The sequence below is a fragment of the Acetobacter lovaniensis genome (genome assembly GCF_014207635.1).
GTDB lineage: Bacteria > Pseudomonadota > Alphaproteobacteria > Acetobacterales > Acetobacteraceae > Acetobacter > Acetobacter lovaniensis.
The window spans coordinates 59,668-70,556 of sequence record NZ_JACHIE010000015.1 but is presented as its reverse complement, the minus strand read 5'-3'; the positions used below and the strand labels follow the sequence as shown (position 1 = coordinate 70,556).

The following is a 10,889-nucleotide window of genomic DNA, read 5'->3' as shown; positions in this document are numbered from 1 at the left end:
CGACACAAGCATCATTCTGTTCTGATCGCTCTGTCATGAACAAAGCACATCACCACACCATAAACTCAACAAGGCGTCTCACACCGGAAGCTTACGTCGTAGAAATACCACCACCAGAAGAAGGCCGGCGGATCGTAGAACGGCCAGCCCGCCACCGTGAACCAGGGAGCGCCAAGCTGGGGCTGAAAGCCGAGACGCCAGGCCGTCCATTCCGTGGCACTCCAGATGGCGACGAAGACGATCAACAGAACGAGGGCGACCTGCCCCCACAGGACACGGCTTCCGGACATCGGGGCTCCAATCGGCTTGGGGAATGAAACCGATCAGAGAAGGGGCGACCAAGCGGCAGGCAATATATAATGAGTCGCGATCGTACCGCCGGATACCATGGCGTAGAAAAAGGACGGTCAGTGCCGGGTTGCGCGGGCGTCGATCACGGCCTGCTCGAGAATCTTCCGGTAACCGATTTTCGTCATCCACTGTGCACGGACAAGATGGCTTTCCCAACAGATGCGCGTGCGCTCTCCGTCAGCCGGGTCGCGGTGCAGCACGATCCGCGCCACCTCCGTCCAGTCAGCCCGATCCGCCTCGGCGTCGAGCAGGCGGAGATAGGTGATGAAATGCACTTCGTCATAGGTCGTGATCGTCGGCACGGTCGGTGCCAGATCATCGACATCGGGGTCCAGTTCGGGTCTTGCTGTCATCCGACAGCCCTCCAGCAGGATTGCAGTCAACCATATCCTAAAATGGGATAATCCTAAATCAGGATTATCGGAACGGCTCCCCTGCCCGTCGGAGAGCTGTTCCGCGTGAAGAAATCCCTGCGCACACCCCGGCAGCTTTTGCTGCAATCGCTCCTTACGGAAGCGCGCAAGACCGGAGGTATGACGCAGGCGGAACTGGCGGCCGCACTCGGCAAACCGCAATCCTTCGTCGCCAAATACGAGAATGGCGAGCGACGAATCGATGTCATTGAATTCGCCGACATAACATCCGCCCTTGGCGTTTCCAGCGCGGATCTTCTCGTCCGTCTCGCACACGACACGGAAAAGTCCCCACCGGACGGGGAGAATACCACGGGCCAGGACGAATAGGAACGATCATTCCTGGAACGATCGTTCCGACACGGGTCTCGATAACGGCATGGACCTCAAGGAGGTCATGGCGGTCAACCTGCGTCGGATGCGTCATGACAGGGACATGACGCAAGAAGAGCTGGCCGATCGCGCCGGCCTGAGCACCCGCTATGTCGGGGCGATCGAACGCGCGGACGTGTCGGCAAGCGTTACGATCCTGGGAAAGATTGCAGAGGCACTGGACGTGGAACCGGGCGCGTTATTGCAAGCTGTCCCGGCCAGTCCGCGCTGACCGGCTGAGGGGAAAAGACACCCTCACTCCTGCCACACGGTGCTGTCCTTCACGACGACCGCGAACATATCCGCCAGTTCGGCCAGGGCAACGCGACGCACGGTTTCCGCTGCGATCATCCCACCCAGCGGATCGGCGACATCGCGTGCGGCAATGGCGTCTGCCACCAAGGTCACACGCAGGCCGTATTCCTCCGCTGCCGCGCGGGCGGTGGTGGACACGCAGACACCCACCGTATCTCCGGCGATGATGACCTCGTTCCGACCCGTTTCCTTGATACGGTCAGCAAGCCCCGTACCAATGAACGCATTGGCGTGAGTCTTAAACAGAACCGTCTCCCCTTCGCGGGGCGTCACCTGCGGCAGGAAATCACGATACGGTCCATCGCTGGAGAAGGCGGGAGCGCCTGGTCCTGCGTCATGGGCGATATGGATGACCGGCACGCCATTGCGACGCGCAAGGGCAAGAAGCCGCCCGGCCTCATCTGCCGCCGCATCGACATTGGCGAGCGGCACCCGCCCGTCGCGATATTCGCGCTGGATGTCGATCAAGATCAGCACCGACCGGTCGAGCGGTGACGGGCTGTCGTCGAGACCGTAGATCTGGCGGAAAGTTTCAAGAGTCATTGGGGTTTTCCTCTTGGTAACAGGCTATTTTTACAGAGCAGCGCTTCATAACTTCATAAGCTTGCACCGCCCGTTTCGTGATGTCCCGGTATCTTGACTGGAAACGATGATGGCACGGTTTGAGCCTGCATGGTCAAACCGTCCAGGCGACTCATATGTGTGGCGAGGTCCAGAAGATTCCGCAGGGCGGGGCTGCGGTTCTGTGGCGACCAGACGGCGCTGAACCGGGCGTGTTCCTTCTCGTCGTTGATCGGACGGAAGACGATGCCGGGGAATGGCACATGGCTCCCCGCCTCATGGGTCAGCGTGATCCCCTCTCCTGCCGCGACCATATGCATCAGAGTATCCCGTCCGACGTCACGCCGCTGGAGACGTGGCGATCGTCCGTGATCTGCCACGCGGCGCACAATATGCTCGAAAACCTGCGGCCCTGCCCCACCCTGCCGGACGAGAAAGGTCTCCTTGACGATATCTGCCCAGGCGAGGGTTTCCAGAGCTACGAGCGGATGCGCGGCAGGAAGGGCAATCATCAGGGCCTCGTTCCAAAGGTGCCGGCTATGGCAGTCCGGCACATCGGCGACATTGATGATAAATGCCACATCGAGCTTGCCGTCGCGTATCATGGCGAGAGTATGCGAGGACGATCCCTCGACGATGCTCTGCTCGATTGCTGGATGGGCCGCGCGATAGCACCGGCGCAGATCAGCAAGGAATCCCGACGCGATCGAGCCGTTTACCCCGATCGCGAGGCGCCCGACCGTGCCATCGGCGATGGCACCGGCCGTCCTGACAGCATGGTCGATCTGTTCGATACCTGCGGAAACTTCGGCGACGAAGCGGCGCCCGGCCTCGGTCAGCCGGACGCCGCGAGGACGCCGCTCAAACAGGACGATGCCAAGTGTCTCTTCTAGCGCCCTGATCCGGGCACTCACGCTCGATTGAGTAACGCCGAGTGCATCGGCTGCGTGGCGAAAATTCAGATGCTGCGCTACCGAAAGAGCCTGCCTCAACGAAACAAGTGGGACACGAGCAAGCGTTCTTTGGCTCGCATCAAATATTCCTTGTTGTCCAATCAGCCGACCTCTTTGCATTTCATTCTCATGAAACGGTAGAATCGCGATTTCTTTCCATGAAGTCACGAATGATATCGTAGTATCCAGGGAGCGAATTATAAAGTATCGAACGTCCACAATCAGTAAGGGAGACAACCTTAGCTCTCCCATCAAATTCATCTTCAGATATACGGACAGCCTTCGCTTTTTCTAAGGCCTGAATGGTTCTTGTCATAACTGGCCTGGAAATATCGAGACGGTCCGCAATATCACTGGATTTAAGGGAAGCTTTCCTATTTTCTCTATCAAGAACAATTAAAATTAAAAATCGGAGCTGCGACAAACCTTGAGTGGAAAAATATGCATCCAGATGCCGTTCGAGCAGACTTGCTTGCCGCAGTAAATTAAGGGCACTTTCGACAGCTTCGATGTCCATGTTTGGAAATCGTTTTTTATATTCAATCAGCACGTTGCGAGTTGGAAGAGATTTTAGAAAAAACACAACCTAACTTCCCATCATATGCATGATCAATGATTGTGCGTCGGTCTTCTCCCCAAAATGATGAACAATATTCTCAAGCACGTAATTCTGCTGATTTTTCTCAAAAGCAGCACACGCATCGACTACAATATAAGCATTGTAGCCGAGATCGTGTGCTTCTCTAAGAGTAGACTCAACGCAAATATGCGTAGCGTACCCCATCAAAAAAATCGTATTTATCCCGTTGTTACGGAGAAATGGATCAAGCGTTGAGTTTTTGAGCGTACTGGCCCCGGAACGCCCTTTTACTACAAATTCTCCGTCTCTTGGAACAAAGGGTTCAACAAAACTAGAGCCCACACGATCCCATGTCCCAACTTTGGGAATAGCGCCTCGCAATCCAAATTTATTTTCCCCTCTGCCAAACAGAAGGAATTCCCGGTCATCACTAAGATCCAGACCTGCGTGAGCAATATTCCAGCCAACGCTACGAGCAGTTTCCAGAACTTTTGATGCCTGAATGACGGACTTACGAAAGCATTCTTTATCTATCACTAGCCGCTTCTGAAGAACACCTTCTTCAGACAGCCACTCATGTTGGAATTCGATAAAGACAAGTGCGCTGTCGTTCTTTTGGACGAATGGTGAAAGCATGAGTATCTCCGCTACAATGGACTGAGGTAGACGTGGTACTTTAAGGTCCATATAGTTATCATGGTAACTAGATGGACCTCGGAATTATGTCAAGGAAATCTCAATTATCTCTCCAGCCCCCTCTGCCTCCCTACCTCCCACGACACAGCTCCACCCCGCACGGTGCCCGTCACCTCTCGACCAAGGTGACGCTCGATCACCGGCCGCCATGGGACCAACGTGAACTCATGGCTTTTCTCGACAATGGCGAACTTCCCGCTCGATAGCTGAGCGATGCCGGTGAACGTACCACTGACCGTCTCGCCGTCAGCGACCGCCCGAAACGGCACGGATTTCGTCGTCGCCAATTCCGCCCCCACGCGAGCCACCTCCCGCTCCTGCAGTGTAGCGATCAGGTCGCGCCGGTAGCTCACGCGCCCGTCAGGTCGACGGACCGCATCACCCTGCTCGATCAACCTCTTCTGCCGCTGCTCCATCGCCTCCCGCACCTGTTCCCCGAAGCCGGCGGGCACCAGATCGGACACAGCACCTCCGACCAGCCGCCGGTCGAGCCAGGTCGCGCCATCCGCGCCGATCTGCCTGTCGAGATCGAAGGTCGAAAGGACACGTATATTTGCCGGTCCGCCCCTCCCCGCATCGTGGGCCGCGGCTCGGGCTGCAAAATCATCGGGGATACGCCACTGGTCGGCATCGATCCGTTCGACGATACCGGCACGACGCAGGGCTTCCAGCCGCCGGACGTGGGAGGCGACAAAACCGTCATAATCGCCGCCCGGCACCCGCCCCTCGAACCGAGCCTGTTCCAGATGACGGCTCGGCTGGTAGACACCGCCCTCGGCAATGCCGGCAATCGCCCGATCGGAAGGACGCCCGGCGCTGTCGGGTGGACCAATCTCGACGATGCTGCCGATCCATGCTTCTGTGACACGGGCCGCGTCCATGCCCGCGACATGATGCGCGCGGCCATCGATCCCATCGACCATCAGCGTCAGTTCCTCACCCAGTTCGTCCGACAGATGCTTATCGATGACGCGACCGACGATCGGCGTCGCAGGTGCTGCATCATGGATCGCAAAGCTCATCGGGTCGCGCTCGGTGCCTTCCGCCCGGAGTGCTTTCTGCATCGTGCGGATGATGTCGCCGCGCTCGCCCATCTCGCGTAGCGTCGGCTCCAGCCGCTCGCTCAGTTCCCACACGCCCGGCGCATGCTCCGTGGCGAGGCCCATATCGCCCAGCTTGCCGAGGCGGCTCAGGCGCAGCGTCCGGTCCCCCTGGCCGCGCGGATCGTCAGGCTCGTGGCGCACATCGAGAAACCGGTCCTCGGCCTCCGCGAGCATCGCCCGATCGATGCGGGTAAAACGATCCTGGTCGATCTCGACAACCAGCTTGCGGCGCTGCTCGATCTCGGTGACAGGCCCGAGTTCCAGCGTCACCAGTTCGCTCGCCCGTTCGCGGATGCCGTTGGCGAGATAGTCGCCGTTGATGACCAGATCCTCGCCCAGGTCGTCACGACCGTTGACGACGATATGCACATGCGGATGGCCGGTATTATGGTGGTTGACGGCCACCCAATCGAGCTTCGTGCCGAGATCAGCTTCAACCTGCGCCATCAGGTCGCGGGTGTAGCCGGTGAGGTCGGCAAGATCCCCAGCATCCTCCGGTGAGACGATGAACCGGAACTGATGGCGGTCGTCACGCCCACGATCGAGAAAGGCGTCGCCATCGGCACGGTCTTCCGTCCCCGAATAGAGCCGTCCCCGCTCGCCATCGCGGGCGGTGCCGTCGCGCTGGATGTAGCGGAGATGGGCAGCGGCCTTGCCGTTTCGGCCTGCTCCACGGACGGAACGGGATTTGACGATGACACGACGGCTCCCCGGCCGACGATGGCTCCAGCCATTCGAGAGGTTCCGGGCGCGCACGAACGTCGCCCCCCTTCCACGCCGCACGCCACGCCCGGACGCGATGCTTCCCTCCCCTTTCGGGGAACGTCCGGGACTGCCCCCTCGGGGGCGTCCGCTCACGCCACTCGCCGCCTGCTGCTGGCGCGTGACCGTCCGCACTTTGGTGAGGAAACTCCTGGCACGACCGCCCTTCAGCGTGGCGGTGCGGATACGGCCCAGCCTCGGGCGGAAGCGGTTGTCGTCGCCGGTTCTCATGGCCGCCTATCCGCCCGAAATTGCCAAAAATAGGCAAGAGTGCCGCGAAAAACGGGGTGGAAGCTGGCTTCGCCGCCTGTCGCGGCACCATACCCCCTCAAAGGGGGTGCCACCCAAAACAATGTGCAGACAAGGGCTTGCCCTGCGGATCGGCCCCATGGGGTGCCGTCCGCTTTAATCTTGCGCTCCCTCTTCTGCCCTCTTTCCGCCTCTCCACCCCCTGCCCCTCGCCCTGTCATCATGGCCGCGATCCCATGCCGCCATGCGCCACGAACAGGCCATCCGCTCGCGGCATGATCCCCGGCATATCGCGCCCAGACGCACCCGCCGCATTGCGATCCGACTGCACGATGAAGAGCGGCGCACGGGTCCACGCAAACCGATCGGCCGCCGCGATCATGACGGGAGCATCGCCGCCGCCTTGAATGAACGGCGCAATGGCGGCGACATAGGCGCGCGTTTCCGACGGCAGCGGACGCCCCTCCAATGATGCCTCATAGCGATCGGGACCGGCGTTATAGGCGGCGAGAAAACCCGGCGAACCGTAGCGGTCATGCAGTTCACGGAGATAAGCCGCGCCCCCCATGATATTGTCGTGCGGGTCGTAAGGATCACGGCCAAGATGATGCCGGACGCGCAGATCCGCCCATGTGCCGGGCATGATCTGCATCAGCCCCATCGCGCCCGCTGACGAAACGGCGCCCGGATCGCCAGCACTCTCGGCCCCCATGACGGCCCTGATCCAGGTCGTCGGGATGTCGAAACGCTGCGCCGCCTCGGCGATCTCGGCGGCATATGGGACGTCGATTGTCTGCGCCGATACAGCAACCGGCACCATGGACACGAGACATCCCGCCGCCAGCAGACACGCGCTCCGGGCTTGCTTCCACATGACGTCAGTCCCGCCCATCGCGCCTTTGGGGACGGCTCCAGTGCAGCGACCAGACAGCGCCGCTGTTGCCGTCACGGAACAGATTGGCGCGCAACGGCTGCGGCAGGAGCGGATCGTCGATCAGCAGGGCAACGTAATCGCCAGCCCGTTCGCCCGTGCGTTTCCAGCCGGCACCCACCTCCGGGCCGTCCTCGTCGTCGCGATGGACGCGATAATCCGGTGCATTGTCAGAATCTGATTTCTCGGCCACCACGATGACGATCTCATGGGAACCGAGGAAGGTCTGGATGCGGCCGGCAAAGCCGGTCTTCTCGCGCGTGAAGCTACCGATCTGCGGCATGGGAAGTCTCCATAGCGATGTTGCGAAGGCGCGGCATCGGCCTGTCAGCGAACAGGCCGTGCCAGACGAAATGGCCGTCGCCGCGCGCGTCGGTGTAGAGCGGTGTCGCCCGGCCGATCACGGCCGTGCGCGGGAGCAGGCCGAAATAGCGGCCGTCCAGACTGTCGCGAACGGACGGGTTCATGAGGAAAATCTGATCCGGTGCGATGCGGCGGCAGCCCTGCCAGACCGGCAACACGCGCCCGCGCCGGTCACGCTCCTGCGCTTCACCGAACGGCACACCATCCACGGTGACGGTACCGCCGACACGGCAGACCTGTTGCCCCGGCAGCGCTGCCACGGGCTTCAGCAGCGGCACACCCCGCCCGATATAGCCGCGCCCGACCATGAAATCGGCCAGCAGTTTGGGCGGCCTGACGGCGCCCAGATCACCGGCCTTCAGCCCGTTCGGCGCTGTAAGATCGTAGAGACCGAGGGGCGTGCTGGCGGAGGCGTTCCAGAGCAGCTTCACCGGCACGGGGACGATGGCGGCGACGGCGACGCCCATCGCGGCAAAATACGTCGCCATGACATAACCGAAGCGGGTCATGGCCTGATCTCTCGCCGTCTGAGCCAGGCCCGGTGACGTGCCATCGTGTAGGGGCGCGACGGCTCACCCGCGTTCAGCCGGTTGCCGACATGCCGCCAGTGATCGGGCGAAACCGCGCAGGCGTCGATGCCGGCCTCTTCCACCGCATCGATATGACGGAGCACCTGCTCAACCTTCGGCCAGCCCGCGACCCTCAGCAGGATTTCACCGCCCGGCTGGACGAACGGGACCGTCTGGCAGGGTTCTCCCGGTGCCACGGTGCGCAGGATGTCGATGCGTGACGCGATCGTGCCGAAATCGTTGGCCACCCACCGGACGAAGGCGAAGATGCTGCCGGGACAGAAGGAGAAGATACGGCGGCGTCGGTCGAGGATCTGTTCCTGAGCCTCATGGCCGAATCTGACCCAGTTCTCGACCCGCTTGTCGATGTGGGTCAACTCCACATGGGTCAGTGGATCGCGTACAAACGGCAGGGCGTTGCCCCGCGCACGGGACGTTGTGGCGCTGGTCATGGCCCGTCTCCCGGCATGGGAGAAGGACCGCGCGTGTGCGAATCACGCGATCTGTCGGCGGCACCGGCACCACCGTTGGTATCCGGTCGCCCCAACATCAAAAAGTTAGAGTCTAAGTTAGACTCTAAGTTAGGAGCGCGATTCCGCATTTCAGGCCAAAGACTTAACTGGGGTTCGTGCGCCTGAAATCCCGATAGTGATGCGCCCGAAGTCCCGATAGTCCCTGCGCCCGAAATCCCGTGTCCGTCCACACCGTCATCCACAGGCACTGTGGATAAGTTGACGGGACGAATATGCAGCAGTTTCCGCCGCCCCTCGCGCCGGATCGCGAGGCGATAACCAGGAAGCGACTGGCGGGCGGCGATACGCCGAAGGTCGAGCGCGAAATCTGAGACACGCGCCAGGCTGCCGGATTTTTCATGGAGATGCGCCATCTCGAAGAGCCAACCCTGCGGCTGATGCCCGGCATGCTTGCGGGCGACGCGGTAGAGCCAGCGTTCGATGCCTCCGGTCAGACGGAAATAGGCGGGGTCGATGGTCAGGACCAGCGAGCGGTCGATGATGCCGCGATAAAACCAGTCCGGCAGGACACACTCCATGCCCTCGACACGGCCGTCGCGTGTCATCCGTTCCTCCCATTCGTTGATCCAGGAGAACTGGTGCCGGCGCCAGTGCTCGCCGTTGCGGATCGTGGTGCGGATCACGGTCGATTGCAGGCGGGCGAACGCGGCCTTGAGCAGACGGTATTCCCGAGCGCCCGTGGCACGGCCCACGGCCGTCAGAAGCTGGTACGGGGTAAAACGCACGAAACGGGATGTCCGAAGGCCAGCATTCTCGGCCTCGACGATCTGGCTGGCGGCCCAGATCAGCACGTCGGCATCCCAGATCGTCGCCATGCCGTGCTCGGCCAGGCCATGAATCTCGACCCGCTGACCGCCCGCCTCATAGAAGATCGGAGCGACACGCTTTACCTTGGAGAGGGAGAAGAACGGCCGCTCCATCAGGTCACGCTGGTCACGGGGGCGGGCATCGCCGCCCGCGATCACGAAGGGATCGAGGCGTAGCCGCTCACTCTCCCGCCCGTGCTGACCGCGCTGCGGGGCGACGCCGGCCATTCAGAGGGTCGCCTTCTCGGCCGGGGTCAGTGGGCGGGCTGGGAAGACACGGCAGGGTGTCTCGTCGGTCGTGGACCTGCGGACGCCGTTCTCCACCCATCCCTGGAGGTCTGCGAGGGCATAGACGATGCGACCACCGATCTTGCGATAGGTCGGGCCGGTGCCGTAGGTGCGGTGCTTTTCCAGCGTACGGATGGAAATGCCGAGGAAGCGCGCCGCATCGGGCGTGCGCAGGAAACGGGGCGGCAACCCCGTCTTGGGATCGAGCATGATCGGGCCTCCGGTTGGGTTCGGCGGCTGTCGGTCACGACAGCGGGCCATGGCGAACCGTGGCGGAGGATCGGCGGTCTGGAGAGTGCCGGAAACGGGAGGGGCTGTTTCCGACACTCTGACTGGAAACGATTATTGAAAAAGACCACAATAAAAAAATTCGACATCTTCCACCAAAAACCAAAATACAAAATACAAAATAGTATAATGGTGCATTTGTATTTTTGGACTTCAACATGACATTAACCATAAATAATAAGTAATATAAAAGTGTGGTTGTTAAACTCAGAATTAACGGTAACTCTAGCAGTAGCCTACGGTTTATGTATGATGAAGCACCTAGGGCTTCGACAAGGGGGAAACCATGGTACGACGCGTATTCTTTAGCTTCCACTATCAACGCGACATTGTGCGCGTGAACCAAATTCGAAACCTGCCAGAAATTATCGATGAATCGGCTGCAGGCTTCAAAGATAGTTCACTATGGGAAGACGCAAAGAAAAAAAGCGACAATGCAGTTAAGAAGCTAATTGATGATGGGCTAATTGGAACAAGCGTAACAGTAGTCTGCATTGGCAATCAAACATCAGGGAGGAAATTTATCAACTACGAAATCCAAAAATCAATTGATCGTGGAAATGGTATTCTGGGCGTTCAGATTCATGATTTAAAGAATTTTTCAGGAGAGGTAGATACTGCAGGAAGCGCACCATATCTTCTTACTAAGAACAATTATCCTATATATAAATACATCAATCATATCAAACTTAAAGAGTGGATCGAGACCGCAGCCAAAGCTGCCGGAAAATAGTATTCATATATAATTATGATATT

The 10,889-nt window shown here is 59.8% G+C and carries 16 protein-coding genes; 4 read left to right on the top strand and 12 right to left on the bottom strand.

Annotated elements, in window-relative coordinates:
• Positions 1-317: hypothetical protein (locus HNR55_RS17360; protein WP_221441740.1), on the top strand; the 317-nt coding region annotated here is incomplete at its 5' end.
• A gap of 90 nt (positions 318-407) precedes the next feature.
• Here HNR55_RS17360 and HNR55_RS13710 read toward each other — a convergent pair.
• Positions 408-704, bottom strand: a complete 297-nt coding sequence (locus HNR55_RS13710; protein ID WP_166116269.1) for a DUF2285 domain-containing protein — start codon at positions 702-704, stop codon at positions 408-410.
• 180 nt (positions 705-884) lie between these two features.
• Here HNR55_RS13710 and HNR55_RS13705 point away from each other — a divergent pair, with 180 nt between their 5' ends.
• Together HNR55_RS13705 and HNR55_RS13700 are read left to right on the top strand one after the other, a co-directional pair.
• Positions 885-1,094: a helix-turn-helix domain-containing protein gene (locus tag HNR55_RS13705; RefSeq protein WP_242005608.1), complete on the top strand. Its 210-nt coding sequence runs from the start codon at positions 885-887 to the stop codon at positions 1,092-1,094.
• 49 nt (positions 1,095-1,143) lie between these two features.
• Complete coding sequence (locus tag HNR55_RS13700) at positions 1,144-1,368, top strand: helix-turn-helix domain-containing protein (protein WP_114729607.1); 225 nt, start codon at positions 1,144-1,146, stop codon at positions 1,366-1,368.
• A 23-nt stretch (positions 1,369-1,391) separates the two neighbouring features.
• Here the strand turns inward: HNR55_RS13700 and HNR55_RS13695 are convergent, their stop codons facing one another.
• The 11 genes from HNR55_RS13695 to HNR55_RS13645 form a co-directional block, all read right to left on the bottom strand.
• Positions 1,392-1,994 (bottom strand): isochorismatase family protein, encoded by a 603-nt coding sequence (locus HNR55_RS13695; RefSeq protein ID WP_166116265.1) that lies wholly within the window; start codon positions 1,992-1,994, stop codon positions 1,392-1,394.
• Between the two features lie 53 nt (positions 1,995-2,047).
• Positions 2,048-3,133 (bottom strand): LysR family transcriptional regulator, encoded by a 1,086-nt coding sequence (locus HNR55_RS13690; RefSeq protein WP_264813677.1) that lies wholly within the window; start codon positions 3,131-3,133, stop codon positions 2,048-2,050.
• Positions 3,093-3,548, bottom strand: coding sequence for a MarR family winged helix-turn-helix transcriptional regulator (locus tag HNR55_RS13685; RefSeq protein ID WP_166116263.1), 456 nt, complete (start codon positions 3,546-3,548; stop codon positions 3,093-3,095). The genes HNR55_RS13690 and HNR55_RS13685 overlap by 41 nt, the downstream gene beginning before the upstream one ends.
• A 3-nt stretch (positions 3,549-3,551) precedes the next feature.
• A complete protein-coding gene (locus HNR55_RS13680) occupies positions 3,552-4,181 on the bottom strand; it encodes a cysteine hydrolase (RefSeq protein WP_166116261.1) in 630 nt (209 codons plus the stop codon).
• Between the two features lie 104 nt (positions 4,182-4,285).
• On the bottom strand, positions 4,286-5,518 hold the full coding sequence (locus HNR55_RS13675) for a DUF3363 domain-containing protein (protein ID WP_373318117.1): 1,233 nt from the start codon (positions 5,516-5,518) through the stop codon (positions 4,286-4,288).
• Between the two features lie 1,057 nt (positions 5,519-6,575).
• Entirely contained in the window at positions 6,576-7,175 is a 600-nt protein-coding gene (locus HNR55_RS13670; RefSeq protein ID WP_242005604.1) for a lytic transglycosylase domain-containing protein, read from the bottom strand.
• A 58-nt stretch (positions 7,176-7,233) separates the two neighbouring features.
• On the bottom strand, positions 7,234-7,569 hold the full coding sequence (locus HNR55_RS13665; protein ID WP_166116256.1) for a DUF736 domain-containing protein: 336 nt from the start codon (positions 7,567-7,569) through the stop codon (positions 7,234-7,236).
• Entirely contained in the window at positions 7,553-8,158 is a 606-nt protein-coding gene (locus HNR55_RS13660; RefSeq protein ID WP_166116255.1) for a S26 family signal peptidase, read from the bottom strand. Before HNR55_RS13660 ends, HNR55_RS13665 begins: the two co-directional genes overlap by 17 nt.
• Complete coding sequence (locus tag HNR55_RS13655; protein WP_166116254.1) at positions 8,155-8,670, bottom strand: DUF2840 domain-containing protein; 516 nt, start codon at positions 8,668-8,670, stop codon at positions 8,155-8,157. The genes HNR55_RS13660 and HNR55_RS13655 overlap by 4 nt, the downstream gene beginning before the upstream one ends.
• Complete coding sequence (locus tag HNR55_RS13650) at positions 8,667-9,785, bottom strand: replication initiator protein A (protein WP_166116253.1); 1,119 nt, start codon at positions 9,783-9,785, stop codon at positions 8,667-8,669. The genes HNR55_RS13655 and HNR55_RS13650 overlap by 4 nt, the downstream gene beginning before the upstream one ends.
• Complete coding sequence (locus HNR55_RS13645) at positions 9,786-10,055, bottom strand: helix-turn-helix transcriptional regulator (RefSeq protein WP_061510010.1); 270 nt, start codon at positions 10,053-10,055, stop codon at positions 9,786-9,788.
• Between the two features lie 364 nt (positions 10,056-10,419).
• On the opposite strand from HNR55_RS13645, the gene HNR55_RS13640 reads away from it, so the two are divergent.
• Positions 10,420-10,866 (top strand): TIR domain-containing protein, encoded by a 447-nt coding sequence (locus HNR55_RS13640; RefSeq protein WP_166116252.1) that lies wholly within the window; start codon positions 10,420-10,422, stop codon positions 10,864-10,866.
• Positions 10,867-10,889 lie beyond the last annotated feature (23 nt).

Excerpts from the sequence above, each read along its gene's own strand:
- HNR55_RS13710 (WP_166116269.1), bottom strand. The coding sequence starts at position 704 with ATGACAGCAAGACCCGAACTGGACCCCGATGTCGATGATCTGGCACCG.
- HNR55_RS13705 (WP_242005608.1), top strand. The coding sequence starts at position 885 with ATGACGCAGGCGGAACTGGCGGCCGCACTCGGCAAACCGCAATCCTTC.
- HNR55_RS13700 (WP_114729607.1), top strand. The coding sequence starts at position 1,144 with ATGGACCTCAAGGAGGTCATGGCGGTCAACCTGCGTCGGATGCGTCAT.
- HNR55_RS13695 (WP_166116265.1), bottom strand. The coding sequence starts at position 1,994 with ATGACTCTTGAAACTTTCCGCCAGATCTACGGTCTCGACGACAGCCCG.
- HNR55_RS13680 (WP_166116261.1), bottom strand. The coding sequence starts at position 4,181 with ATGCTTTCACCATTCGTCCAAAAGAACGACAGCGCACTTGTCTTTATC.
- HNR55_RS13675 (WP_373318117.1), bottom strand. The coding sequence starts at position 5,518 with ATGCTCGCGGAGGCCGAGGACCGGTTTCTCGATGTGCGCCACGAGCCT.
- HNR55_RS13670 (WP_242005604.1), bottom strand. The coding sequence starts at position 7,175 with ATGGTGCCGGTTGCTGTATCGGCGCAGACAATCGACGTCCCATATGCC.
- HNR55_RS13665 (WP_166116256.1), bottom strand. The coding sequence starts at position 7,569 with ATGCCGCAGATCGGTAGCTTCACGCGCGAGAAGACCGGCTTTGCCGGC.
- HNR55_RS13660 (WP_166116255.1), bottom strand. The coding sequence starts at position 8,158 with ATGACCCGCTTCGGTTATGTCATGGCGACGTATTTTGCCGCGATGGGC.
- HNR55_RS13655 (WP_166116254.1), bottom strand. The coding sequence starts at position 8,670 with ATGACCAGCGCCACAACGTCCCGTGCGCGGGGCAACGCCCTGCCGTTT.
- HNR55_RS13650 (WP_166116253.1), bottom strand. The coding sequence starts at position 9,785 with ATGGCCGGCGTCGCCCCGCAGCGCGGTCAGCACGGGCGGGAGAGTGAG.
- HNR55_RS13645 (WP_061510010.1), bottom strand. The coding sequence starts at position 10,055 with ATGCTCGATCCCAAGACGGGGTTGCCGCCCCGTTTCCTGCGCACGCCC.
- HNR55_RS13640 (WP_166116252.1), top strand. The coding sequence starts at position 10,420 with ATGGTACGACGCGTATTCTTTAGCTTCCACTATCAACGCGACATTGTG.